The 25,628-nt window shown below is 60.8% G+C and carries 19 protein-coding genes; 5 read left to right on the forward strand and 14 right to left on the reverse strand.

The window, feature by feature from the left end:
• Window positions 1-2: 2 nt before the first annotated feature.
• From flgC to motA, 4 genes are all read right to left on the reverse strand, one after another.
• Window positions 3-458: a flagellar basal body rod protein FlgC gene (gene flgC, locus VGU25_00325; GenBank protein ID HEV2575626.1), complete on the reverse strand. Its 456-nt coding sequence runs from the start codon at window positions 456-458 to the stop codon at window positions 3-5.
• Between the two features lie 11 nt (window positions 459-469).
• Window positions 470-823 (reverse strand): flagellar basal body protein, encoded by a 354-nt coding sequence (locus VGU25_00330; protein HEV2575627.1) that lies wholly within the window; start codon window positions 821-823, stop codon window positions 470-472.
• 78 nt (window positions 824-901) lie between these two features.
• Entirely contained in the window at window positions 902-1,696 is a 795-nt protein-coding gene (locus VGU25_00335; GenBank protein ID HEV2575628.1) for a flagellar motor protein MotB, read from the reverse strand.
• Window positions 1,696-2,595 carry a flagellar motor stator protein MotA gene (gene motA / locus VGU25_00340; GenBank protein HEV2575629.1) on the reverse strand — a complete coding sequence of 300 codons (900 nt, stop codon included), beginning with the start codon at window positions 2,593-2,595 and terminating at the stop codon, window positions 1,696-1,698. The genes VGU25_00335 and motA overlap by 1 nt, the downstream gene beginning before the upstream one ends.
• A 4-nt stretch (window positions 2,596-2,599) precedes the next feature.
• Between motA and VGU25_00345 the strand changes: the two genes are divergently transcribed.
• The 3 genes from VGU25_00345 (at window position 2,600) to VGU25_00355 (ending at window position 7,605) form a co-directional block, all read left to right on the forward strand.
• Window positions 2,600-3,751, forward strand: a complete 1,152-nt coding sequence (locus tag VGU25_00345) for an alginate lyase family protein (GenBank protein ID HEV2575630.1) — start codon at window positions 2,600-2,602, stop codon at window positions 3,749-3,751.
• Between the two features lie 294 nt (window positions 3,752-4,045).
• Window positions 4,046-6,025 (forward strand): hydantoinase/oxoprolinase family protein, encoded by a 1,980-nt coding sequence (locus tag VGU25_00350; GenBank protein ID HEV2575631.1) that lies wholly within the window; start codon window positions 4,046-4,048, stop codon window positions 6,023-6,025.
• Window positions 6,022-7,605, forward strand: coding sequence for a hydantoinase B/oxoprolinase family protein (locus VGU25_00355; protein HEV2575632.1), 1,584 nt, complete (start codon window positions 6,022-6,024; stop codon window positions 7,603-7,605). The genes VGU25_00350 and VGU25_00355 overlap by 4 nt, the downstream gene beginning before the upstream one ends.
• Here VGU25_00355 and VGU25_00360 read toward each other — a convergent pair.
• The 10 genes from VGU25_00360 to VGU25_00405 form a co-directional block, all read right to left on the reverse strand.
• Window positions 7,602-8,984 carry a Gfo/Idh/MocA family oxidoreductase gene (locus VGU25_00360; protein ID HEV2575633.1) on the reverse strand — a complete coding sequence of 461 codons (1,383 nt, stop codon included), beginning with the start codon at window positions 8,982-8,984 and terminating at the stop codon, window positions 7,602-7,604. The genes VGU25_00355 and VGU25_00360 overlap by 4 nt on opposite strands.
• 40 nt (window positions 8,985-9,024) lie before the next feature.
• On the reverse strand, window positions 9,025-10,215 hold the full coding sequence (locus VGU25_00365) for a Gfo/Idh/MocA family oxidoreductase (protein ID HEV2575634.1): 1,191 nt from the start codon (window positions 10,213-10,215) through the stop codon (window positions 9,025-9,027).
• A gap of 134 nt (window positions 10,216-10,349) precedes the next feature.
• Window positions 10,350-11,273, reverse strand: a complete 924-nt coding sequence (pyrB, locus tag VGU25_00370) for an aspartate carbamoyltransferase (protein HEV2575635.1) — start codon at window positions 11,271-11,273, stop codon at window positions 10,350-10,352.
• Entirely contained in the window at window positions 11,270-12,523 is a 1,254-nt protein-coding gene (locus tag VGU25_00375; GenBank protein ID HEV2575636.1) for an amidohydrolase family protein, read from the reverse strand. Before VGU25_00375 ends, pyrB begins: the two co-directional genes overlap by 4 nt.
• The gene (gene pyrF, locus VGU25_00380; protein HEV2575637.1) at window positions 12,510-13,343 is read right to left on the reverse strand and encodes an orotidine-5'-phosphate decarboxylase; all 834 of its coding nucleotides are present in this window, start codon (window positions 13,341-13,343) and stop codon (window positions 12,510-12,512) included. Before pyrF ends, VGU25_00375 begins: the two co-directional genes overlap by 14 nt.
• On the reverse strand, window positions 13,340-13,990 hold the full coding sequence (pyrE, locus tag VGU25_00385; protein ID HEV2575638.1) for an orotate phosphoribosyltransferase: 651 nt from the start codon (window positions 13,988-13,990) through the stop codon (window positions 13,340-13,342). The genes pyrF and pyrE overlap by 4 nt, the downstream gene beginning before the upstream one ends.
• Complete coding sequence (locus VGU25_00390; GenBank protein HEV2575639.1) at window positions 13,987-15,051, reverse strand: hypothetical protein; 1,065 nt, start codon at window positions 15,049-15,051, stop codon at window positions 13,987-13,989. The genes pyrE and VGU25_00390 overlap by 4 nt, the downstream gene beginning before the upstream one ends.
• A gap of 75 nt (window positions 15,052-15,126) precedes the next feature.
• Window positions 15,127-16,104, reverse strand: coding sequence for a type I phosphomannose isomerase catalytic subunit (locus VGU25_00395; protein ID HEV2575640.1), 978 nt, complete (start codon window positions 16,102-16,104; stop codon window positions 15,127-15,129).
• Between the two features lie 48 nt (window positions 16,105-16,152).
• Window positions 16,153-18,039 (reverse strand): alpha-amylase family glycosyl hydrolase, encoded by a 1,887-nt coding sequence (locus VGU25_00400; protein HEV2575641.1) that lies wholly within the window; start codon window positions 18,037-18,039, stop codon window positions 16,153-16,155.
• An 87-nt stretch (window positions 18,040-18,126) separates the two neighbouring features.
• Complete coding sequence (locus VGU25_00405; protein HEV2575642.1) at window positions 18,127-21,693, reverse strand: carboxypeptidase regulatory-like domain-containing protein; 3,567 nt, start codon at window positions 21,691-21,693, stop codon at window positions 18,127-18,129.
• 237 nt (window positions 21,694-21,930) lie between these two features.
• Between VGU25_00405 and VGU25_00410 the strand changes: the two genes are divergently transcribed.
• Window positions 21,931-24,138, forward strand: a complete 2,208-nt coding sequence (locus VGU25_00410) for a winged helix-turn-helix domain-containing protein (protein HEV2575643.1) — start codon at window positions 21,931-21,933, stop codon at window positions 24,136-24,138.
• A gap of 122 nt (window positions 24,139-24,260) precedes the next feature.
• Entirely contained in the window at window positions 24,261-25,622 is a 1,362-nt protein-coding gene (locus VGU25_00415; protein ID HEV2575644.1) for a sugar MFS transporter, read from the forward strand.
• The last annotated feature ends 6 nt before the right edge of the window (window positions 25,623-25,628 follow it).

Here is a 25,628-nt window from a genome sequence, read left to right on the forward strand (position 1 = left end):
CTCTAACTCTTCAGAACATCAATCGACTGTTGAATCATCTGCTTGGACGCCGCAATCGCCGACGCGTTCAGTTGATACGCCCTCACCGACCCCATCAAATCAACCATCTCTTCGGCAGGATTGATCGCCGGATACGAAACATAGCCGTCCTTGTCTGCATCGGGATGCCCCGGATCATATCGCCGTATCGGCTCTGCACTGTCCTCCACCACGCGAGTCAGCTTCACACCACCTGCCGGAGTCGCGCCAGCTTGCAGATCCGACACTCCACTCAGCACCGACTGAAACGGTGAGCTGCCGCCGTTCTGAATCACCACTTCGCGCCGCCGATACGGCCCTGTGCCCGAGGCCGTACGAGTTGTATCCACATTCGCCAGATTCGATACCGCTACCTCTGACCGTTCCCGCTCCACCGAGAGCGCCGACGCGCTGATATCCAGTGCATTGAAGATGCTCATTCGCTCGCCCCTTACTGGTCGCCGTTGATCGCCGACAGAATCTGGTGAAACCGATCCTTCATAAGCTGCGTGCCCATCTGGTATTGCAACTGCGCCTCCCCCAGCTCGAGCGACTGCTTATCGATGTCCACATTGTTCCCATCCGGCCTCTCCAGCAGCCCCTTCACATCGCGAACTGCAACAGTCGGAGAAGAACTCCCCGCCGGCGCCGCCATCGCGCGCGCGAGTTCGCCCTGAAAATCAATGTCCTTCGTCCGATAGCCCGGCGTGTCGACATTTGCCATGTTCGACGCAAGCACCGTCTCACGTTGATTCGTCAGCGCCAGGTAGTTCTCAAGTTGTGAGAGAACTGGAATAGTCGGCATCGAAAATCGGCCTCCATCTCGCCCGCTGGCGAGTCCGCGTTGTCTCCTCTATCGGCGGGGACGCAAAATCCTTGAGCTTTATTGGGACACTTTTGGGTGATTGCTGATCCCCAGCGCAGCTTGACTCGGAGCCAGGTGAGTGAGCTCACCCGGAACAACAATCAGCGTGATTCTGCGGTTCGATGGATCGCCGGGATTGCCTGCAACCCGCGGAAGTTGATCCGCGAAACCACGAACCTCCTTCACCTGACCCGCCGTAATCCCATTGCCTTGCATCAGCCGCCGTGCCGCATTCGCGCGGTCCGCGGAAAGTTCCCAATTCGTGTACAGGCTGCCGGCGCTATAGGGCACTGAATCCGTGTGGCCCTCAATTGAAAGCCGGTTGGGCAGCTTCCCCAGCTCCGGCGAAATCGCTTTCAAGAAATCCCGCAGCGCGGGCGTAGGCTCCGCGCTTCCCGACTTGAAGAACGTTCCGCCCGGCTGTTCCATCAGTTCGATTCGCAGTCCATCCTGCTCCGCTGTAATCTCCACCTGGTTCTTCAATTTGTCGAAGTTCGGCATCTGCTGCGCCGCTTGCAGCAGTTGCTGCTTCAACCGCTCCATCCCATTCTTATCGAGCGGCAGCGCGTTCCCGCTTCCATTCCTGTTCGTCCCCTGCAGCGTCGACGTTCCATTCGGATCATTGAAATACAGCGCCACCGACTTCTTCACCTGGTCGCTCGAACTCGTCAACCACAGCACAATAAACAGGCTCATCAGCGCCGTCACAAAATCTGCATACGCAACCTTCCACGCACCTCCATGATGCCCGCCATGAGACGCCTTCCTTCTCTTGATCAGGATGACCGGCTCACCCTTCATCTCATGCATCATCAGGCTGCGGCCTCCACGGCCATCGATTCCCTCGCACGGCACGCGTTCTCCAGTTCCGCAAACTTCGGCCGAACATGCTCCGGGATCGCCCTTCGCCCAATCTCCACCGCCATAATCGGTGCCGTGCCTTTGACGAACGCCAGCAGCGTCGTCCTCAGCACGCCGTAATACGCATGTTTCTCTTCAACCGCCTTCGACATGTTCGCAGCCAGCGGCCCAATCACGCCGTAACACAGCAGGATTCCCAGAAACGTACCCACCAGCGCCGCAGCTACCTTATGTCCAATCTCCGCGGGCGGCCCGCCGAGCGCCCCCATCGTCACCACGATCCCCAGCACCGCGGCCACAATCCCCAGCCCTGGCAGCGCATCCGCCATCGACATCATCGCCTGCGTCGCCGCATACGACGTGTGGTGATGCACCTCCAGATCCAGCTCCATCATCTGATCCAGGTCAAACGGCTTCACGCCGCCCGTAACCGCCATCCGCATCGTGTCGCACACGAACGCCGTCCCGTGATGGTCCTTCAGAAAGTTCGGGTATTTCGAAAAGATCGCGCTCTTCTCCGGCTCCTCAATGTCTCCCTCAATCGCAATCAACCCCTCTTTGCGCGCCTTCGTGAACAGATCGAAAAGCATCTTCAGCGATTCGACATACAGCTTTTCCGTCACACCGCTGCCCGTCATCACTCCTGCGATCCCCGCGCCAACTGCCTTCAGCACCCGCATCGGATTCGCCACAATCAGCGTGCCCACCGCCGCGCCCACAATCGTCACAAACTCCGAAGGCTGCAAAAGCACCGGAAGCTTCCCCTTCTCCATCAGAAAGCCACCAACCACCGACCCAAGAACAATGACAATCCCAACCAGCGAAATCATGGAGCCCTCAACCTTGAGCACAGAGATGCCTCCTCTCTCTATCGGCGTCAGCCGCGACTCCATTAGCGCCTCACGTCCGCCGGGCAGCGGAATATCATCATTCCATCTCGCTATTGAGGAGATTTCGTTGAAGTTTCATCTCCGCTCGATCCTTTTTCTCACCGCGCTCCAATCCGCATCTCTCCTCGCCGCGGCACCGCTGCACTCACCCTGGGACACCCATCCAGTCCACGCCACCAACGCGTCCTACGCCTGTCCCGCTTCCGCGCACCTGCCCGTCGATTTCGTCACCAATGGCTTCTATGCCGACAACGATCCCACGCACTCCATCATCGATCCCGTAAAACAGAAGGCTTACAACGAGACCTCTGGCCCCATAAAGCACGAAGGCAATGTCATCGTCGCCGCAGCTGACGCCTTTCGCACCACCGGCTCCGCCGACGCAGCCCGCTGCGTTCTCCAGCATCTCGAAGCCGACGCGCGCGACAACGCACTCACCGGCAAAATGTCCTCCAGCCAGGCCTACTATGTGCAAGGTTGGGTCGCCGGCGCCGCAGCCATCGGCTGGCTCAAAATCGACGCCAACGCACGCGCCACAGCAGCACAACGCAGCCTCATCCTCTCCTGGCTCCAGAAGGAAGCTGACCTGACCCGCGACTATTACGACGAGCATCAGCGCAAGACACACACCGACGCCCAAAATCACTTCTACTGGGCCGCCGTTCAAGTCGCGGCCACCGGCATCGCCGCAAACAACGAAAGCGACTTCGACTGGGCCATGCAGCGCGCAAAGGACGGCATCGACGCCATTCAGCCCGACGGCACGCTCCCTGAAGAGATGCGCCGCGGCAAGCGCGCTCTTCACTACCATCTCTACGCCGCCTCGCCACTCGTCATGCTCGCCGAGCTCGGCCTCCCCAACGGCGTCGACCCCTACGCCGAAAATCACGGCGCGCTCAGGAAGCTCGTCGAAGTCTCCACCCACGGCCTCGTCGACTCTTCCCTCTTCGACAACCGCACCCACCTCCGGCAGGAGCGCCCCGACCCTCCATCCGCCGAAGCCATCGGCTGGGCCGAGCCCTACAACCGCCGCTTCCCTGACCCCGCCATCACCAAGCTGCTCGCCTCACAGCCTGATCACAGCTACATGTACCTCGGCGGTCTCCCTCCTCCTTGATTTCGCTGTCAAGCCCCGGCAACTGTTGAAATCCTCGTAATCCAAACAAACCAAACCGCAACCGCCTCGTGGAAATATCCGGAATTAATTTCGCTCGATTTCGTACAATAGATATATAGAGATAGAAAAGTTCAGAGGCTGCCATTGGCAGCCTTTTCGTTTTGCCCTGGCAGGACCGCTGGCGCGATACTTAGGTCCGAACCTAAACTCAATGTCCTGAAGATTTTGCGCAAAAAAGGTACGGGGGGAGGGGGGTACCCGATCCTCAGGTAAAGTACTCATGAGCGACCTGGTTTGCGCATAGCCATCGACACAGGCGGAACCTTCACCGATTGCGTCTACCTCGACGCCGGAACACTCCGCGTCCTCAAACTCCGCTCCACACCTTCGAACCCGGCCACAGCCGTCGTCAACGGCCTCCGCGCCATCGGCCAGCCTCACGGTCTCGAGGTCCGCCACGGCACCACCGTCGGCACCAACGCCATGCTCGAGCGCAAAGGCGCCCGCGTGGCCTTCGTCACCACCGCGGGCTTCGAGGACACCATCGCCATCGGTCGCCAGGCCCGCCCCCGCCTCTACGACCTCTTCAGTCCCGGCCCCGCCTGCCTCGTCCCTGAAGCCCTCCGCTTCGGCATCAACGAACGCGTCACCCCGGAAACCGATCTGCTCCACGAACCCGACAAGAGCGAGTTGAACGAACTCGCCCAACGCATCGCAGCCACCAACGCCGAATCCATCGCCATCTCCACGCTCTTCAGTTTCCTTCGCCCAAACAACGAACTCCTGATTGAAACCGCTCTTCGCAAACTCAACCTCCCGATCTCGACCTCGCATCGCATCCTTCCCGAGTTCCGCGAGTACGAGCGTGCCTCCACGGTAGTCACCAACGCCTACCTGATGCCCCTCATGCAGAGCTACCTGCTGTCGCTCGAGCAGCAGATCGCCTCAGAGTTCACCGGCAGCACCGTACACGTCATGCAGTCGTCCGGCGGCATCATTCCGGCCGCAACCGCCGCCGCCGAACCCGTCCGCACCATCCTCTCCGGCCCCGCCGGCGGAGTCATCGCCGCCTCCAAGATCGCAACCGCCGCCGGCTTCCCTCGCCTCATCGGTCTCGACATGGGTGGCACCTCCACCGACGTCTTCCTCATCGACACCACGCAAGGCCCACTGCAGCTTCGCAGCGAATCTCAGATCAGCGGCCTCCCCGTCAGCGTCCCCATGCTCGACGTTCACACCGTCGGCGCGGGTGGAGGCTCGCTCGCCCGGTTCGACTCCGGCGGCCTTCTCCGCGTCGGCCCCGAATCGGCCGGCTCCGACCCCGCACCCATCTGCTTCGGAAACGGTGAAAAACCCACCGTAACCGATGCAAATTTGATCCTTGGACGCCTCGACGACCAGCGCTTCGTGGATGGCACCGTCGCCCTGAATATCGATCGTGCCCGCGAGGCCTTCTCGCAACACAAAGGTCTTCTCTCCAGCGTCGAGGAGTTCGCGGAGGGCATTCTTCGCGTCGTCGAATCGAACATGGAACGCGCCATCCGCTTCGTCTCCATCGAGCGCGGGCACGATCCGCGCGACTTCGCTCTGCTCGCGTTCGGCGGTGGCGGACCGCTCCACGCCTGCGCTCTCGCCCGCTCGCTCCGCATCTCGAGGGTGATCGTCCCCGCCATCCCGGGAGCGCTCTCCGCGATGGGCATCCTGCTCGCCGATACCACCCGCGAACTCTCACGCACCGTCATGCTTCCCGGCTCCATGCTCCACGAACTCAATCGACACTTCGAAACCCTGCAAGCAGATATTCCCGCAGAGTTCTCTTCAGAAGACTCGCTGAGTCTCGAGCGCAGCCTTGATCTGCGCTACAAGGGCCAGGGCTACGAACTTAACGTGCCCTGCACCGCCGATGCAGCAGAAGCATTCCACGCGCTGCATCAACGCCACTTTGGGTTTTCAGACCGTAACCGCCAGATCGAAATCGTTAACCTGCGTCTGCGGCTTCGCATTCCTGCAGAACCATTCAGCTTTCGCGAAACGCCGCCGCGAAAAAGCGATGGCTCACAAGCTCTTCGCGGCACGAAACAGATCTACTTCAGCGGTGCATGGTTCGCCTCGGCAACCTATGATCGTGACCTGCTGCGGCCCGGCGATTCGATCTCCGGTCCCGCTCTCATCGGCGAGTACACTTCAACAACCGTGCTTCCGCCCGATTGCTCGCTCGAAGTGGACGGCTTCAGCAATCTGATCATTGCCATCCCGACTGGAGATACCCGATGAGCGCAGTCGATCCGATCGAGCTTGCGGTCTTCCAGAACGCGATGACTTCCATCGCCGAAGAGATGGGTGCGGCTCTGCGGCGCTCCGCTGTTTCGCCCAACATCAAGGAGCGCCGTGATTACTCCTGCGCGATCTTCGATGGCAAAGCTCGCGTCGTCGCGATGGGCGACCACATGCCCGTCCACCTTGGCTCCATGCCAATGTCTGTACTCGCCGCTGTCGGCGCCATGCAGTTCAGCAAAGGCGATATCGGGATCCTGAACGATCCGTACGCCGGAGGAACCCACCTTCCCGACATCACCATGGTGATGCCGGTCTTCGCGAACGCGCACGAACCGATCTTCTATGTTGCCGCACGCGCGCACCACTCTGATGTCGGTGGCATGTTTGCTGGATCGATGGGACCGGCCCGCGAGATCTTCCAGGAAGGCATTCGCATCCCTCCTGTCCACATCGTGCGCCATGGCGAAACGCAGAATGACGTGCTTCAACTTATTCTGCACAACGTTCGCACCCCAACCGAGCGCGAGGGCGACCTCGCCGCGCAGATCGGCGCCTGTCGCATCGGTGAGGAGCGGCTGATTCATCTCAGCGAACGGTACAGCTCAACGCACCTCGCGCAACTATGCGAAGATCTGCTCGACCACTCCGAACGCCTGGTCCGAGCTGAGCTTCGATTGATGTCAGCGGGCGAGTACTCTGCCGAAGACTTCCTCGATGACGATGGCATTTCCGCCGATCCCGTCAGGATAGCGGTTGCGCTGCGGCTTCATCCCGACGCAGAAAGCTTAGAGCTGGACTTTGGCGGGAGCTCGGCACAGGTGAGCGGCAGCATCAACGCAGTGCGCTCGATCACGTTATCGGCTTGCCTGTATGTCCTCCGCTGTCTCCTGCCAGATGGCTCACCGACAACTGCAGGTACACTTCGCCCTCTCACTCTCAAAACATCTACCGGCACAGTCGTCGACGCACAGTCACCAGCCGCGGTCGCGGGCGGCAATGTCGAGACCTCACAACGTATCGTCGACACAATCCTGCGCGCCTTCGCACAAGCGGCCCCGGATCGCATTCCCGCTGCGAGTGCGGGAACCATGTCGAACCTGACGATTGGCGGCGTCGACCCGCGAAAACATCTGCCATTCACCTATTACGAGACGATCGCGGGTGGAATGGGAGGAGGCCCATCAGGCAATGGAACATCCGGCGTGCACACGCACATGACGAACTCGCTGAACACGCCGATTGAATCGCTGGAGTTCGAATATCCGCTGCGCGTGAAACAGTACAGCTACCGTCGTAGCTCGGGCGGAAATGGAAGGTTCCGCGGAGGAGACGGCCTGATACGCGAGTTCGAACTCCTCGCGGATTCGCAGCTCACTTTGCTTTCCGATAGGCAGAGGTTCGCGCCATACTCTCTGAGCGGAGGCTGCCCCGGTTCATCAGGAGCCGCAACTGCGATGACGCCAGGAGATTCTGCCTCGACGAAGCTTTCAGCAAAGTCAAGCCAGCATCTTCCTCGAGGCACGATCGTGCGCATCGAAACGCCAGGCGGCGGCGGATGGGGACAACCGAACAGCTAAGCCAGTTCGTAGCCTTCGCGGCGCGGCCGGCTCAGCATTGCGTTCGCGCCATCATCGTTCACAAAGCGCTCCGTCTCGGGATTCCAGTGCAGACGCCGCTTCGTCTTCATCGCGATCCAGTGCACAAGACACGTCGAGCAAGCGCGATGTCCGATCTCCGGCGGAGCGGTCGGTGGCTTGCGGCTGCGAATGCAATCAAGCCAGTTACCATGCTGATCGTCACTTGTGTACAGATGAATCTCGTTCGGCCCGATCACGCTTGTCAGAATTTTCGGATCGCTCGCCTGCAGCACCTCAACCTTCGGCACGGGGTCACCCGGCTTGGCCGTCGGCGAGTTCATTCCATCGCGCTGCACGAAGATCCATCCCTTCGTGCCGTACCACTTGATGCCATTCTGAAACTCGCCCGAGATTGTCATCTCGACGCCGTTCGCGTATCGGCCGTAGGTCTTGAACGGCCCATGAACATTCCACAGCCCGTGCGTCGGGAACTCAGCCGAACCCCACACCTCGATCGGTCCAGTCAGTTCCGTGTCCATTCCCCAGTGCGCTGTGTCGATGTGGTGCGCTCCCCACCCCGTGATCATGCCTGCGCCAAACTGCTCCATGCGCAGCCAGCCCGGCCGATCGAATCCCTGCTGCGGCATCACACGATCGACCGTGTAATAAACATTGGGAGTTGAGCCAAGCCAGTGGTCGTACTGAAAACCTGTCGGCACTGGCATTGGCGCAGGGTTCCCACCCGCAGGATCTCCGGGCAGTCCAATCTCGACACGTTGTACTTCACCGATGCGTCCGTTCCTCACCAACTCGCACGCGCGATGAAATTGCTTCCAGCTTCTCTGCTGCGATCCAATCTGCAGGATACGCCCGGTCGCATTTACATCATTCACCATGGTGCGCCCTTCGCTGATGGTGAGTGACGAGGGCTTCTGCAGGTAAACATCTTTGCCTGCGCGCGTTGCCGCCACCGCAAGCTGTGCATGCTGATGGTCCGGCGTGGAGATCAGCACAGCATCAATCTCTTTGTTCGCGAGCAGCTCACGATAGTCGCTGTATCCGAGCGTGCTGCTGTACGACTTGCCCAACTTTTTGGTGTAGGCGTCGTTCACGAACTGTTTACCGGATTCAACACGGTTGGCATCAAGGTCGCATACAGCAACGATGCGATTGTTCCTCGGTCCCGCAACGCCGGTGTACTGCAACACCCCGGGCATGTCGTGCACTCGCGATATACGTCCCACACCAATCGCCGCGATGTTGATACGATTCGACGGCGCATCCTGGCCCAGCACGCGCGCGGGCACGATCGTCGGGAAACCGGCCGCCGCGGCCATCATTGATCCCTTCACGAACGATCGACGATTAACCTTTTTCATGGCCGTCTCCAAGTGCGGCGTGAGTCAGAACTTGCGCCGCTCAGGCTTCGAGTTTCACAAACTTCGCATTCTTCTGCGCCTTGATCGACAGCTCTGCCGCGAGCAGACACTGCGTCTGATCCTGCGCGGTGTGCGTACGATTCACAACATCCGACACAAACTGCGGACCAAACGGCAAGGTCACGTTATTGCAGTCGATGTAGCGTGCCTGTTTGGCGTCGACGATGAAAAGATTGTTGCCCTGTTTGCTGACCGCAACGTTCGTGTACTTGCGCACCTCGATGTAGCCCTCAGTGCCGAGGATGAACAGGCGTCCGTCGCCCCATGTGCCGAGCCCCTTCGGCGTGAACCAGTCGAGCCGGACATAACCGAATCCGCGATTGCCGCGCAGCATCATGTCGCCGAAGTCCTGAAAGTGCGGGTGATCCTGATGCGCGACGTTCGCAATCTGCGAGGCAACTACCTCCGCTTCGCTGGAGCGCGTGTAATACAGAAACTGATCGATCTGGTGTGATCCGATGTCGCAGAGAATGCCGCCATACTGCGCATCATTCCAGAACCAGTCCGGCCGGCCTTCACCGCCTCCGCTATCGCCTGCTCCCTGATGAATCTGGTGCGGCGCAATGTTGATCGTCTGGATCACGCGGCCGATCGCACCAGCCTGCACGAGATCTCCAGCCTTGACCGCTCCCTTCACCTCGAGCCGCTCGCTATACATGATGGCGTAGATGCGCTTGGTCTCGGCGATTGTCCGGCGCACTTCAGCAAGCTGCTCCAGCGTGGTGATGCCCGGCTTGTCGGAGAGGAAGTCCTTGCCCGCGCGCATCACGCGAACGCCGAGCGGCGCACGTTCGCTTGCGATCTTCGAGCTCAAGACGAGTTGAATCGAGGGATCGTGAATCACCTCGTCTTCGGTCGCGGCCCACTTCACATCGGGGAAGCGCTTCTTGAATGCTGCCACTTTGTCGGGCTCAGTTCCCTGCGCCAACACCAGTTCGCCGCCGCCCCGCTGAATCGCGCCGACCATACCGTAGATGTGGTCGTGACTCATGCCGGCAACAGCAAAACGGATCTTGTCTTTCGGCGTGGCGAGTTGCTGATCAACCTGCGCAATCTCGTGCGCGATCGGCCCGTTGTACCCGCCGGCGAGCATCTCCTGCGGAAGCGCGCAGCCGAGTCCTGCCGCGCTGACACCAGCTAGAAAGGTTCTGCGATCAAAGCCTCTGTGCATTCGCTAAATTCCTTTGTAGAGAAGATATTTCTGGACGCGAACAAACGCTTCCTGCCTCGTGGATATTCACACTACGCTTCTCCCGAAACGATGTGCAAGCTCGATTCTGCGAGCCTTCCTAGAAAAGCGAATCGCTAGCTCATCAGATACTTCAGCAACGCCATCCGCACGTAAAGTCCGTTTCTAGCCTGGCGGAAGTACGCTGCTCGGGCGTCCTGATCAACCTCAGGCGAGATCTCAGTGGTGCGCGGCAGAGCGTGAAGGATGATCGAGCGCGCTTTCAGAGAATCGGCTACGTGCAGATCAATACGGTAGGAGTCCTTCACAGCATCGTACTCAGCTTCTGAAGCGAAGCGTTCGCGCTGCACTCGCGTGACGTACACGACATCGGCGGGCTGAACGCGCGCGAGGCGCGTGGTCTCTGCAAACCGCGTGTCGGCCTCCTGCAGCATGCGTACGTACTTGCCGGGCAAGCGGAGTTGTGGCGGTGAGATGAGCGTCAGCGAGATTCCGGGAGCGTGCCGGAGAAACGGGAGCAGCGAGTGAATCGTGCGACCATTCTTCAGGTCTCCTACGAGTGCGATATTCAATCCCTCGAGCCGGCCCAGCTCCTTGCGAATCGTGTAGACGTCGATCAGCGCCTGCGTGGGATGCTCGCCGGCGCCGTCTCCAGCATTGATGATCGGGACTGGTGAAGCCTGAGCGGCCGCTTCTGCCGCTCCAACCTGCGGATGCCTCAGAACGATCGCGTCCGCATATCCACTCACCACACGCACGGTGTCCGCGATCGTTTCGCCTTTTGAGGCTGAAGAGTTATCGAGTGCATTTTCGGCTGTGAGAACGCCACCGCCCAGCTTTTGCATCGCGGCTTCGAAGGAGAATCGTGTGCGCGTGCTCGGCTCATAAAACATAGTCGCCAGAATGCGGCCGCGCAGCGGAAGTTCTAACTTGCGTGCCTTGTCATCACGCTCCAATGTGCTGGCGGAGTTGAATAACTCGTCGAGCAGCACTGGATCAACCAGTTGCTCGGCACGAACGACGTGTCGCAGCCTGCTCATCGCCCAGCTCCATCCTGCGTGTACACGCGCCCGCGCACGACCGTATGGCGAACGCTCCCGGGGAACGTTACGCCTTCAAAGGGCGACCAGCCACACTTCGTCTTCAACGAATCGCGTGTGACTGAATACGGTGTTTTGAGATCCAGCACGGTCAAAGAGCCGACATATCCTGCTTCAACACGGCCGAATCCCTTTGAATAACCGTGCGGCAAATAAGGCTGCACGAATCGTCCGGGGTTTGCCGCGCACACGCGCGCAATCTGCAGCGGCGTGAAGCCGTGCTCCATCATCAGCCATGTCGTGAACGCGCCGTACGTATCCAGATGCGGAACCCCACTGGTGCCCTTGCGCTTCTCTTCGAGCGAGTGCGGCGCGTGATCGGTAGCGAGATAGTCGATAGCTCCGGTGCGCAGAGCTTCGATCATCGCCAGACGGTCTTCGCGTCCGCGCAGCGGCGGATTCATCTGCAGCCAGAGGCGATTCTGCTCGTTGAGCATCGTGTCGTCGAAGAACAGATGATGCGGCGTGACTTCACAGGTTACGCGCACGCCGCTTGCCTTTGCGGCGATCAGGTCTTTCAGGCCCTCGCCCGTAGAAAAGTGGCAGAGCTTTCCTTCGAGGCCATATCGCTCGATCAGTTGCAGCGCAAACTGTGTCGCTGAGATCTCCGCCTCTGCAGGCCGGCGCTGCTCGTGCGTCGCTGCTCCGCGGCTCGCATTCAGAATCAGCGGATCCTCGCAGTGGAAGCTCACGTTGCACCCTCGATAGCGTGCGATCGTTTCCTCCAATTGCTCCGGCGAAGAGAAGAACAGCTCGCCGACGGACGGGCCCATGAATGCCTTGTATGGAACCGCACGGGCGAGTGGGCGCGTGCCCGGCCCAATGCCGCCGTACAGCGTGATATGAACCGCGGTACCTTGTGTCAGCTTTTCTTTGGCCGCGTAGCTGGCGTCGTCGATCGGCGCGATGGGATTGTTGGGCATATCGGCGAAGTGCGTCACGCCACCATGAATCGCTGCAGCCGCCGCAGTAGTGAAGTCTTCCTTGTACAATTCGCGCCCGCTCACGTCTTCGCGTGCGTGCACATGAAGGTCGCCAAAGCCCGCGAAGATGATGCAGCCATCGGTCTTCACATCACTGCGCCCTTCGACTGCGCCCACGTGTGTGATGAGGCCAGTACCTGGGTCGATCTCGATTGCGCCGTCGAACTCCCGATCCTCATTTGCAATGCGGCCTTCAACGCGCAGCATGCACACCCTCCCTGGCCCGTTTTACAGCGTCGCGAATCTCATCACGATGCCCGCGAGCAGCTGCCGCCGGATCGTCGCTGAAGAGAATCGATCTCGAAGCCGCCAGCAACAAACCTGCACCGCGCGTGTCGAGCCCAGTCTCGATGACTGCCCGCACGTCGCCACCCTGCGCTCCAATTCCCGGAACAAGAAATGTCATGTCAGGCGCGGCCGCTCGAATCGCTCGCATTTCCTCCGGGTATGTCGCGCCAACCACAAGTGCGCAGTTACCATCGATGTCCCATGCAGAACTGATGCGCTGCGCGACTGCAAGCCACAGCGGCTTTCCATTCACATCCAAATCCTGAAACTCACCCGCGCCGGGATTCGAAGTTCGACAGAGTACGACGCACATCTTGTCGCGCCGGCTCAGAAATGGCTCCAGCGCCTCGCGCCCGAGATACGGATGCAGGGTTACCGCATCGAAGCCCATGCGGTCGAAGATGGCCTCCGCATAACCTTTGTTCGTGTTGCCTATGTCCGCACGCTTTGCATCGCAGATCGTGACCAGTTCCGGGTGCTGTGCGCGCGCATACTCAATCGTGCGCTCCATCGCAGCAATTCCCTGCGCGCCGCGCGCCTCGTAAAACGCAGTGTTCAACTTGATTGCGGCCGCAAATTCGGCGGTCTGGTCCACGATCCACTTGCCGAATCTCTCCTGCGCATCTGGCTGCTCGCGAAATCGCTGCGGCAGCTTTTCAAAGTCAGGATCAAGTCCAACGCACAGTAGCGACTCCACGCTTTGGATCCGTCGCGCCAGTTTCTCGGCGATCGCGTTCAAGCCGTCTCTCCACGTTGCATCCGGGTTGCGGCCCATCCGTGCGGATCGTGCAGCCACGCCGCAACGCTCTGGGCCTGTTCGTCGGTCACTAACTCACGCTTCCGCGCCAGTTCCAGGATCTCGCCAAAGCTGGTGAGCGTGTGCAGTTGCACACCCGCTCTCTCGAACTGTTCTACCGCATCCATAAAGCGGTAGCTCACAATGGCAACGCAGTCGCTGACGATCGCTCCCTCATCGCGCAGCGCCTCCACACCAGCAAGGCTGCTGCTTCCGGTCGTGACGAGATCCTCGATGAGCAGCACGTGCTTTCCGTACACATCGCCGCCTTCGACACGCCGCTTCGTTCCGTGCTCTTTTGCCGCCTTGCGGATGAACACCGATGGAGTCGCCGTGACAAAACCAAGCACGGCGCTGTGCGGGATTCCGGCCGACTCAATGCCGCCAATCACGTCGAAGTTCAATCCCGCCGTGGCCATTAGCTCGACGAAGCCCTCGATCACTTCGCGCCACTCGCGCGGATGGAATGGAAACTTGCGGTTGTCGCAGTACACGGGCGAAATGATGCCCGATTTGAATGTGATGGGGTCATCCGGCTGGAATCTGACTCCGCCGATATTCAACAACGCTGAAGCGATTGTCTCGCTCAATTCAGCGCCTCCTTAATCTCCTGCGCCAGCCGGGGATTCCACATCGCAGCGGTTGCCATCATCGCCGCGTCCGCTCCGGCTTCGCGGTAGGCCTTGTAGTCGTTCGCGTCACTCAGCCCGCCAACACCAATGATCGAAAATTTCAGCCCAAGCTCTTCGCGCAGCCCTGCAAGACGGCGGCTCATCTCGAGCCCGGCCCACCGAATCGAGCGCCCACACACACCGCTCGAGAGCCTGCCTTCTCCAGGCAGCGCCTGCTGCCCATCGCCATCGAGTACCTTTGCCGGAAGCGTGTTGATCGCAACGATGCCGTCGACCAGCGGACCGATCTCGCGCACAAACGTACGCAGCCTCTCTTCATCGCGGAAGTAGGCGGCCTTCACCATCAGGCCGAGCGAGCCAATCTCATCGCGAATCCGTTCGACCACGCGCCGTGCGCGATCGGTGTCGAAGCAGAGCAGATTCGCTGTGCCCTCATTCGGGCAGCTTAGGTTGGCCTCGATAATCTTTACGCCGGTTTCCTTCAGCAGCCGCGCGGCGAGTGCGAAGTCTTCGATGTACGCTTCCACATCGCCGTGGCCGGAGGTTGTGCCCTGAAAGCTCGCGACGACAACCTGCCCGCGCCGCGCATGAGCGACTGCATCGGCGATGTCCGGCTGCCAGAACTCGGGGTCGAACGAGGGAACGCCGAAGGAGTTGGTGATCGAAAGCGGCTCGCTGTAATTCTCATCGCCGACAAGCGGCGCGGTGTCCAGCGGAAGGTCGCCTTTGGGATGCACGGCGAGAACGTTCGGCCAGGCATGCGCCGGATACCGCCGCGTCCGCACCGTCTTATACACGGGAAGATCGAATCCCTTGTCCAGCGCGGCTTTCACGAAGCGTCCGTTCAGCAGCGGGCCCGCCGCGATGCCGAGCGGCAGATTCACTTCATGGCCAAGAAATCTGTGTCGGGGCTCGCCGCGGTCCTGATAGACGGAAGGTTCGGCGAAGGAAGAAAAAGGGCCTTGCTCGAAGTTCTCCAGGTAACTCCTGGCCGGGTCGTAAAACGGCTCGGTGAGCATGCGCAAATCCCTTTCTTTCGAGGGTAACAGATTTGCGCAGCGCTGCAGTTGAAGTTGGCCGGAAACCGCGCGCCGTCAGCTCACGGCTGCGGATGCGCGAATGACCTCGGCCTTGCTGCCGCCTTCGAGGATGTAGCTCACGCCCTCTCGGCCGGGCAGCACGACGGCGTGGCCGGCAGGAAGCTGCACACGGCTTCCGTCGTGCGTCCGCACCGAGGCGCCGTCGTGCAAGGCCACCAAAATTTGCATCTTGCCGCTCAACCCCAGATCGTTGCTGCCGCCGGCAACCGTCTGAAAGCGGTCCACGATGAAATACGGCGAACGGATGAGCCGCGTGAATCCCTCCTGCTCGACCGGGGCAACCAGGCCCGAGCTGGTGCGCGACTTGGTGACAGCGAGCCCGTCCTTCAGGTGCAACTCGCGCGGACGGCCGTAGTCATACAGTCGATACGTCGTGTCGCTGTATTGCTGGGTTTCGAGCACCACCATCCCGGGTCCGATTGCGTGGATGGTTCCCGCTTCCACGTAGACCATGTCGCCGGCCTTCACGGGAACGTACTGCAGCTTGCTTTCGAGCGTGCCCTCGTGAATGGCGCGCTCGATCTCCTCCGGCGTCAGTTCCTCGCGAAAGCCGAGCGCAAGCTTCGCACCCGGTTCAGCGGAGAGCACGTACCAGCACTCGTTTTTTCCGCGCGGCTGGCCGATGGCCTGCGCCTCAGCGTCGTTCGGGTGCACCTGCACCGAAAGCCACTCGCGCGGAAAGAGCAACTTCATCAGCAGCGGAAACTCGCCCGGCTTGTCGGCGCTGAACTCCTGCGGCCATTTCCGAGTGATCTCGCCGAGCGTGCCGTCACCCTCGACAGCGCAGTCGACGGAAGTCAGCCATGCCTCGCCCACCGGATGCCCCGGCTTCGGCTGCTCCAAAAACGCGGGTAACTCCGTAGACCCCCAGATGCGCTCGGAAAGCCAGGGCCGCAAAACGACGACCTCCGGAGAATTTTCGCTTTGCCGTTCATGACCTTCTGCCGCGCGGATGTTGCTCGATGCCATCATGCCCTCTGTCGTCAGTTATATGACAGTGGCAGGCATCGCGTCGCGCCCTCACTCGCACGCTGCGATAAGAACGTCGTTTCCGTTCAGGCTCAGATGAAATCCCTCGGGTGAGGAGCTGCTTGTGATGCGGCCCTCGCCGAGCAGAGGCCGCGAGAGCCGGCAGCCTTCGGCCCATGTCTTCGCCGTCGGTACATCGAGCGCAGCCGCGCCGGTTCCTCGGTGGAGCGCGACAATCACTCGCTCGTGTGGATGCGCGCCGCTCTTCGCTTCGCAACGCTCGGCTGGATTGTGTTGCATGTCGCGTAGCGTAACCAGCCAGTCATTGTCGGCCGCGAGCACCTGTTCGCCGCCGCAGGCCAGCGCAGCGTAGTCGCGCCGGAGTTTCGTAAGTGCTCCAATCCACGAGAATTCGGTTTGCTCTTCAGGAGTGCGCCCGGCCTGAGTGAAGGCATCCTGGGAGGCGCCGGGAAATCCTCCCGGAAAGTCACGCCGGTTATCGGGATCGCTGCCACCCTTCATCGCGATCTCGTCGCCTGCATACAACTGAGGAGTTCCCCGCATCGTCAGCAGGTAGGCGAACGCCACGCGATCGAGCGATGCATCCGGAATCTGCTCCGCGAATCGCTTTTGATCATGGTTATCGAGGAACGGCACGAGCCTGTCCGGATGCGGATACAAGCTGTCCTGTCCGAGGACATCCGCGAGACGCTTCATCGGTGCGCCCTTCACGAACGTATCCTGCGCCGCGTAGTACTCCGGATAGTCGAACGGTGTATAGAGCCCAGTGTCTACACCTGCGCGCGTAACTCCGCCGGCAAATGACGAGTTAATTACCGGGTTGCCATCCGAGACCTCGCCGACCGCTGTGACACGTGGGTACAGCGCGGCGATCTCCGCCATGAACTCGTGCCAGAATTGTCGATCCACATACGGAAAGGTATCGATTCGAAGCGCATCGGCGCCCGTCTCCTCAATCCACCACACCGCGTTCTGGCGAAGATACTTCGCGACCGTCGCGTCGTCTGTGTCCATGTCGGGAAGTGAGTCTACGAACCATCCATCCAGCGTTCCGATGCGATCGCGCTCCGGTGCATGCGAATCGATCAGTGCCTCGAAGTTAGTCTCTCCCGCGATGTGGTGCGCCGCGGTGCCGTGGAACCAGTTGGGTGTCGGCTCATCCTGCACCCAGGGATGCAGCGGTCCGACATGGTTCGGCACGGTGTCGAGCACCAGCTTCATGTGACGCTTGTGCAGCGCGTCCGCCAACGCCTGCAGGTCCACCATCGACCCCCAGTGCGGATCCACGCGATACATGTCGGTCGCGTGATAGCCGTGATAGCTCTCGGCGCCGAGATTTTCGTAGGGCGGCGTGATCCAAACGGCCGTCACGCCGAGCTGCTGCAGATAATCGAGATGTTGCTCGATACCCCGATAATCTCCGCCGTGCCATCCTCTTGGCTTCGCGCGTTCTGCCGCAGCCGCTGAACTGGACGCGGCATCTTCCGCGTGCGGCCCATCGTTCTTCAGGTCACCGTCGGCGAAGCGGTCCGTCATGATGAGATACATCACGTCCGACGAAGAGAATCCTGCGAAGCCCGCAGTTGGTGATTTGCGCGCGCCAAACTCATACATCGCGTCTGCATGTTCGCTGCCGCGCGAGACACGAATCGTCACCCTCTCCGGACGCACCGGCGCCTTCATCAGCCATAGTTGCGCCCAGTGCCCATTGTCCGAAACAACGGTCTTCTGAATCCCCAGAGCGCCATCGCTGAACGAAAACCTGGCGCCGCTCAGGCCTTCGCCGCGCACCAGCAGCATCGGTGCGGGCATCTCCACCCACCAGTTCGGCGGATCGATCTTGTCAATGCGCGGTGTTTGCGCGGGGAGCAGAGTGGCGCAGCAACAGCCGAGAAGAGCAGCGAAACGCAACAACATACGGGCTCGCAGAGGTGAAACGGTTTTGGGAAAAAAGTGGCACTGCAAGCGCAGCCTGCAGTGCCGTGTTGAGGAGTCGGTGCCGAGCTAGAACTGAATGCGGAACGCAAGCTCCGTCAGCCTCTGGCTGAAGTAGTCGACGTTCGTCAGGTTAGCGAAGGCATACGGCGGCTGACCGGGCTTTTGCGCCGAAAGGCCGGCCGGCAGCTGCGTGTTGGACGGCGGAGCAAAGGCCGGCGAGTTCAGCAGGTTGTAGAACTGGCCGCGCAATTGCGCCACGATCCGTTCGTGGATGGGAAAGTCCTTGAAGATCGACATGCTCAGGTTCGAGTAGCTCGAACCGCGCCACTCGTTCTTATGCGTGTTGCCCGGCGCGATGTAGAAGCCCCCCGCATTTGTGGCCGGAGCCGCAAAGTCGTAGGGATTCAGCACGTCGTAGTTGTTCGCCGCGGTCGGCGTCAGGTACAGGTTGCTGTGGCTCACCAGGTTGGGCCGCACGGACGGACCTCCGCTGCCGGGCGAGGCAATGGTGACATCGAATGGCGAGCCGCTGCTTAGCTGGAGGAACGGAGAAACCTGCCAGCCGCCGATGAAATAGTTGGTGAACGTATTGATGTGCGAGGCAAACATTTTGCCCCGGCCGAACGGCAGTTCTCCCAGCATCGCGAAGGTAAAGACGTTGCGGATGTCGTTGTCGGAATCGCCGCGGTTGAGGTTGAACTGCGGTCCCGCGGAGGTTGTGGGGACAGAGCTCGCACCGGCCTCAGAGAACGGCCCGATGGAGTTGTCCGTGGCGTGCGACCAGGTGTAGGCAGCCGTGAACTGCAGGCCGTGGACGAGTTTGCGATCGAGCTTCGCCTGCAGACCGTTGTAACGCGAGCTGCCGTTATCCTCGTTCAGCGTAATGGTCTGGCCGGAAGACTGGCCAAAGTATACGTTGGTGCCAAGCTGCGGAGCAGAGTAATTGACGGAGTTGAAGAGGTGATCGCTCTTGGTGCCGACATACGCGATGGTCAGCGCTGTGGAGCTACTGAGGGCTTGTTCGATGCTCATGTTGTACTGCTGGACCATCGAAGTGGGATCTTTGACCGGATACGAGATGAGCGACACATTCTGCGGGTTGGTGAGGCTGACCGTCGGCGTGGCGCTCGGGAGAGCCCCTGTCGCCAAGGTTGGGTTGTTGCCCGCATAGGGACCGGGAGTGGTGTTGCTGCTGTTGGAGGCGTTGGCCACCATCGGCGCCTGTCCGCTCAGGTTGATGCGATAGCCTGCGTACGAGCTGTAATCAGAAGTGCCGTTGAAGTCCGGGTTGTTGGACAGTTGGTTGCCGACGCCGCCGCGGTCGAGGAAATAGAAGATACCGTAGCCGCCGCGCAGCGCTGTTTTGCCATTGCCTAACAGGTCGTACGCGAAACCGACACGGGGTCCGAAATTGTTGAAGTTGGTGTTGATCAGAGCGCGCGAGTTGCCATTCTGTCCCGCGACTTCCAGCGTGTTGGTCGCGATGTTGTAATTCGACTGCTGATTGCTGGCTTCGTACGGGTGCGTGTAGAGGTCGTAGCGCATGCCCAGGTTGAGGGTCAGGCGACGGCTGGCCTTCCAGTCGTCCTCTGCGAAGTATCCAGTCTCCCACGACATGGTGCGGAAGAAGCCCGGACTGGAAATGTCATAGTTGTTGACGAACCCGCCGGCCAGTTCCGACGTGTCGTAGCCGGTGAAAGCTCCGTTGTACATGTTGAAGAAGCCCTTCGCGGAATACGCAGCCTGGAAGAAGTCCACTTCGCGGTGGATGATCATCGCTCCAAACTTGAAGGTGTGTGCCCCATGCGCCCAGCTCGCCGTATCGTTGCCCTCATAGGAATACTGCGGCACGGAGTACTGGCCGCCGTCCCCCGTGTACGAAAGCTGCGTGTTGTTGTCGCCGATCAGCGAGATGCCGCCCAGGAGTGAGTTACGGTTGCCGTTCGGGATGCCGAGCTGCGTATCGATCGCCGTGCCATTATCCGGGTTCAGGTAGGAGTAGTAGTCACGCGTGTAGCCAAAGCGCATATCGTTCACGATGTTCTGCGTGAAGATGTGGGTTTCGCCCGCAGCCAGCTGACGGGGGTGCGTATCGTTATTGCCCGAACCGTAGCCCGAGGGGATACCAGGCAGGGCCGTCGTCAGGATCGAGTCGTAGGTGTCGGTCGATCCGCGAACGAAGAAGTTGTCCCGGCTGCCGATATGCCCGTCCAGGCGCGCGTCGAACTCGTTGTCCGTCACCGTGCTGATCTGCTGGTTCTGATAGTTGTTAATGACGTTATTGATAGCAGTGCGGTTGGGTGCGGGAAAGTAGTTCAGGTACTTCATCGCGATGGAATTCTGCTGCGCCGACGGAATCACGTTCGGTGCAGAAATCGTGCCGAACTGAGAGCAGGTAAGCGGATTGAAGATCGCGCCGTTGTCGACACTCGCGTTCAGCGCGCCGGTCGGATTGTTGTTATCCGAGGTCGGCGTGATCACGATTCCATGGACGGTGGTGAAGGATGTGCAACCGTCAGGGCTGTACGATCCGGGACCCGAATACATCGCGGGCACGCTGGTCTGGCTCGATCCGAGCAGATCGGAAAAATCACCAGTGCGCATCTTCACTGTCGGGACGGTATTAATGGAAAGGCCGGAGTTCGGAATGGCCTGGCGGGAGCCATGGTAGTCGCCGAAGAGGAAGAGACGGTTCTTCCAGAGCGGCCCACCTAGCGTCGCGCCATACTGGTTTCGGTGGAAGCTTGGCTCCGGAGTTCCGGGGCTGAAGTAGTTCGGGTTCGCTGACCCCAGCGCGGAGTCGCGGTAGAAAGTGTAAAGGGAGCCGTGAATCTGGTTGGTGCCGCTCTTGACGGCGGCCTGCACGAGAACACCGCCGACGCGGCCGAATTCAGCCGGTGCGAGCGAGTTCGTGGCGCGGAACTCTGCCAGCGCTTCGACGTCCGGATACAGAACGATGGTGTTGACCAGCGAATCGTTATCGTCGATACCGTCCAGAAGGAAGCTGTTGGCCTGCGGACGCAGACCGTTGGCTGAAAGTGAGGCGCCGCCGGTTTCATTGAAGCGGATCGTTTCCACCGGCTGTTGGCCCTTGTTATAACCTGAGGCCGAGTTGTTGCTCTGGCCGCGGGTGACGCCGGGCTGCAGAAGCGTCAGCTGAGTGAAGTTGCGTCCGTTTAGCGGCAGATCTGACAATTCCCGCCCGGTGATGACCTCACCTGTCTCCGAAGTCGCCAAGTCAACCACCGGGGCGGCGTCGGTTACCTCGATGGTAGTGCTCTCGGCGCCGATGCCGATGTGGAAACTCATCTGCTGCACCTGGCCAACGTCGAGCTTCACGTTCTGCTCCTCGCTCGCAAAGCCGGACGCTGTGACTTTAACCTTGTAGCTGCCGACCGGCAGGGCCGAGACGGAGAAGTCACCGGTAGAACCGCTGGTCACCTTTTGAACCGCGCTGGTTCCCAGGTTTGTCACCGTGATGCTCGCCCCGGGGATCGCTGCCCCACTAGTGTCGGTCACGGTGCCGGAGATACGGGCGAGGTCGCTTTGCGCCCGGACGGACACCGGAGCCGCCAGGAACAAAACCAGTAGCAATCCCGTAAATGCCTTAAGAGCGCTTCTTATCAGTTGCATAGTGCTGCCTCCAAAACACTGCCGGGCTCCTCTACAGAAAATTGGAAATCCCAGAAGCAATGAGGCCCACGGTGCTCAAACCGACTCCGCCTTCGCAATCCTTTGCTGTCCCTTTGTCTCTCAATTTTTCATCCTCTGATAACTCCCCGTTCCTCTTTGACTTACCGATAGCATGTCAACTCTGGCGGTGCAGCCGGGTGAGTGATACATTCAAGTGCGCGAGGTTCTTTTCGCGCGATGCCGGCCCCCGTATCCAACTCGAAACTCACCTTCGGACTCTTTGAAGTGGACCTCGAGAGCGGTGAACTCTGGAAGGCTGGTTTTCGGATCAAGCTGCAGAGTCAGCCCTTTAAAGTTCTAACCGCGCTCCTCGAGCGCCCCGGCCAGATCGTTACCCGGGAGGACCTGCAACTGCGCCTCTGGGGCCGCGACACCGTCGTCGACTTCGACCATTCCCTCGGCACAGCTATTAATAAGATCCGCGAGGCCCTCGGCGACTCCGCCGACAGTCCCCGCTATATCGAGACACTCGCGAAACGCGGCTATCGATTCATCGCTCCGGTCACTTTCTCCGAACCGCCCTCGCGCCCACCGACCAGGGACAACCCCTCCGCGGCGACGATCTCGGAAGTCGCCCCTGCCGAAATCGTCGCCTCACCGAAATACATTGCACCCGAGTCCACGACCGCCGCGCCCGAGTCCGTGCTACCCCACCGGACGTCTTCGCCCTCGGCCGGTGTTATCGTGCTCCTGGCCCTCTTCTTCATTGCGGCCCTGCTCGCCAGTTATCTCATCGGATACGACCGGGCCTCCACACCGCCACCGCACATCGTGCAGCTCACCCATAGCGGCCACCTTGCGCCGGGCGTCGACAGCATGGAGAGCCTCGCCGCGGCAGTCACCGACGGCGTCCACCTCTTCGCGGGTACCATCGACAACGGACGCGACGGCATAGCCGCCGTCGCCCTCGCCGATGGCTCCGTTACACCACTCGGCGTTCCCGACGAGGTCGCCGGTCCCGCTCTCGGCGACATCTCCCCTGACGGCGCGCGCCTCCTGCTGCGAGACCACCTTTCCCCGGAATCTGAACAGCCCCTCTGGGCTGTCCCCACCATCGGCGGCTCCGCACTCCGCATCGGCAACGTCCTCGCCCATGACGCCACGTGGATGCCCAATAACGGCGGCATCCTCTACGCCAACGGCAACAACCTTTATCTCTCGGTGATCAGCAGCGGCACGCCGCAGCTTTACGCAACCCTCCCGGGCCGCGCCTTCTGGCTGCGCTGGTCACCCAACGGAAAGCTGCTGCGCTTTACCATCCTCGACCCACTCACACACACCACATCGCTGTGGCAGTTGTCTGCCTCTGACCGCAAGCCGCATCAGCTGCTTCCCAACTTCAGTCAGCCCGCATCCGAATGTTGCGGCGTCTGGACCGCCGACGGCCGCTCCTTCATCTTCCAGTCCAGCCGCGGTGGCAACTCCGACCTCTGGCGACTCTCGGGCGACTCAACCTCGGACCCGGTCCGTCTCACCAATGGTCCCCTGCAGTTCCGTTCGCCTGTAGCCGCCCGTTCCGGCAATCGCATCTTCTTCCTCGGCGTCGACGCCCGCTCCGATCTCCAGCGCCTCGATGCCTCCGGCAATCTCGTCCCCGAAAAAGGCTTCCTCAGCTCCGCCGTGCGCGTCGATTACAGCCGCGATGGCCAGTGGGTCGCCTGGACGGACCCGACCGGTCTGCTGTGGCGAGCCCGCTCGAACGGGGACGAAAAGCTTCAGCTCACCCCCGATAGCCTCGATGTCTTCCTCTCTCGCTGGGCGCCGGACGGCAAACACCTCGCCCTGATGGCTCGCGAGCCCGGCAAAGCATGGCAGATTTATCTCGTTGGCTCCGAGGGCGATAATCTTCAGCCACTGCTTCGAGAGTCCCGCAACGCCGCCGACCCATCATGGGCGCCGGACGGCAAGTCCCTCGTATTCGGCCGCGTCAACGACTACATGGGCAAGGAGAACGCCGCGCGCACGCTCCACATTCTCCACCTCAATAACAATCAGATCGAAGAGGTTCCCGGCTCGAACAACCTCTTCAGCCCACGCTGGTCGCCCGACGGCCGCTGGATCGCCGCCCTTACCCTCGACCAGCGCCAGGTCCGTCTCTTTGATGTCGCCAGCCACACCTGGACCACCCTCCCTGTACCCTCCGGCGCCGACCCCGTCTGGTCCTCCGACAGCCGCTTCCTCTATCTACACGCCTCGCTCGACCCCGCCCAGCCTATTGACCGCGTCAGCATCCCCGACGGCAAGGTCACCGAACTCGTCCGCCTCGCCGACTCCCGCGAGAACGACGCTGTCGACTTTGTCTTCGGCGGCCTCACCCAGCACAACGAGCCGCTTATCCGTGCGCGCGTCTTCACCGGCAACTTCTTCTCCATGGATCTCCACTAGGATTAGCCAGCCGATATATCTGCCCAACCACGGTGTCCTGCAAAACCAATTACTCTTACTTTGGCATGCGCCGACATCCCGCAGCGGCGGACCGCATTCAAACCTGTTTGTAAGGAGCCACCTTGGCCGTCCCTCTCAAAAACGTCAGCGCGCCGGGTTACGGCGAAGACACCTACCTCAAGACCGACACGCGCGCGATGAGCGTCGCCACCGCCCTCTTCTTCATGGTCGGTTTCCTCACCTGCCTTAACGACGTCATCAGCCCGCACCTGAAATCGATCTTCGCGCTCGACTACTCCCAGCTGCAGAACGTTCCCTTCTACTTCTTCAGCTCCTACTTCGTCTTCAGCTATCCCGGCGGCAAGCTCGTCGAGATTTACGGCTACAAGAAGACGATGGTCGTCGGTCTGCTCATCATGGCGCTCGGCGCTGTCGGATTCCTTCCCGCCGCGCACTACGCGAAGTTCTCCCTCTTCCTCACCGCGCTGGTGATCCTCGCCGCCGGAATGACCGTCGTGCAGGTGGCCATCAACCCTTATGTGACCGTCATCGGTCCCTCCCGCACCGCGGCCAGCCGCCTCAATCTCGCGCAGGCCTTCAACTCCGTTGGCACGTTCCTGGCGCCGTTCTTTGGCACCTACCTCATCCTTCGCCACGCCGCCGAGCCACTCTCCGCCGCGCAGCTCAAGGCCATGAGCGCTCTGCAACAGCTCCACTATCGTGCCGATCAGGCCTCCACCGTGCGCGTACCTTACATGCTCATCGCGCTCGCGCTTGCCCTCCTCGCACTCGCGCTCGCGCTCACCAAGCTCAAAACTCAGACCGGAATCTCGCAACACACGCAGGACTTCCGCCCCGGTGCCTTCGCCGAAGCCCTCACGCCGAAGCCCGACTCCATCTGGCGCCACCCCTGGCTGCTCTGCGGAGCCATCGGCATCTTCGTCTACGTCGGCGCAGAGGTCTCCATCGGCAACCTGCTGGTCAGCTACATGGGCCTGCCCCAGATCGCCGCTCTCCCCGCCGCCACTGCCGGCTACTTCCTCATGGTCTATTGGGGAGGCGCCATGGTCGGCCGCTTCATCGGCTCCGCGATCCTGCAGAAGGTCCGCACCGGCTGGCTGCTGGGCCTGGGCGCCATCATCGCCTTCTGCCTGGTCATTACCACGCTCCTGACCACCGGCCACGTCGCCATGGGAGCCGTGCTCGCCGTCGGCTTCTGCAACTCCATCATGTTCCCGTCGATCTTCACCCTCGGCATTCAGGACCTGGGTCCGCTTACCAGCAAGGGTTCGAGCCTGCTCATTGCAGCAATCCTGGGCGGCGCCATCGTTCCGAAGATCCAGGGCACACTCGCCGACCACATTGGTCTGCAGCCAAGCTTCATCGTGCCGGCAATCTGCTACATCTACATCGCCGTCTTCGGATTCATGGCCATCCGCCGTCCCATCGCGCACGACATGCTCATCCCCGCCGAACCTGTCTAGCCGACA

The sequence above is a fragment of the Acidobacteriaceae bacterium genome, assembly GCA_035944135.1.
Lineage (GTDB): Bacteria > Acidobacteriota > Terriglobia > Terriglobales > Acidobacteriaceae > Granulicella.

Bases quoted from the DNA above. Each gene is read 5' to 3' on its own strand.
- VGU25_00410 (HEV2575643.1), top strand. From the start codon at position 21,931: ATGCCGGCCCCCGTATCCAACTCGAAACTCACCTTCGGACTCTTTGAA.
- VGU25_00330 (HEV2575627.1), bottom strand. From the start codon at position 823: ATGCCGACTATTCCAGTTCTCTCACAACTTGAGAACTACCTGGCGCTG.
- VGU25_00360 (HEV2575633.1), bottom strand. From the start codon at position 8,984: ATGAAAAAGGTTAATCGTCGATCGTTCGTGAAGGGATCAATGATGGCC.
- VGU25_00355 (HEV2575632.1), top strand. From the start codon at position 6,022: ATGAGCGCAGTCGATCCGATCGAGCTTGCGGTCTTCCAGAACGCGATG.
- VGU25_00400 (HEV2575641.1), bottom strand. From the start codon at position 18,039: ATGTTGTTGCGTTTCGCTGCTCTTCTCGGCTGTTGCTGCGCCACTCTG.
- VGU25_00335 (HEV2575628.1), bottom strand. From the start codon at position 1,696: ATGATGCATGAGATGAAGGGTGAGCCGGTCATCCTGATCAAGAGAAGG.
- pyrB (HEV2575635.1), bottom strand. From the start codon at position 11,273: ATGAGCAGGCTGCGACACGTCGTTCGTGCCGAGCAACTGGTTGATCCA.
- flgC (HEV2575626.1), bottom strand. From the start codon at position 458: ATGAGCATCTTCAATGCACTGGATATCAGCGCGTCGGCGCTCTCGGTG.
- VGU25_00405 (HEV2575642.1), bottom strand. From the start codon at position 21,693: ATGCAACTGATAAGAAGCGCTCTTAAGGCATTTACGGGATTGCTACTG.
- VGU25_00345 (HEV2575630.1), top strand. From the start codon at position 2,600: ATGCCTCCTCTCTCTATCGGCGTCAGCCGCGACTCCATTAGCGCCTCA.
- VGU25_00375 (HEV2575636.1), bottom strand. From the start codon at position 12,523: ATGCTGCGCGTTGAAGGCCGCATTGCAAATGAGGATCGGGAGTTCGAC.
- VGU25_00365 (HEV2575634.1), bottom strand. From the start codon at position 10,215: ATGCACAGAGGCTTTGATCGCAGAACCTTTCTAGCTGGTGTCAGCGCG.
- VGU25_00395 (HEV2575640.1), bottom strand. From the start codon at position 16,104: ATGATGGCATCGAGCAACATCCGCGCGGCAGAAGGTCATGAACGGCAA.
- VGU25_00390 (HEV2575639.1), bottom strand. From the start codon at position 15,051: ATGCTCACCGAGCCGTTTTACGACCCGGCCAGGAGTTACCTGGAGAAC.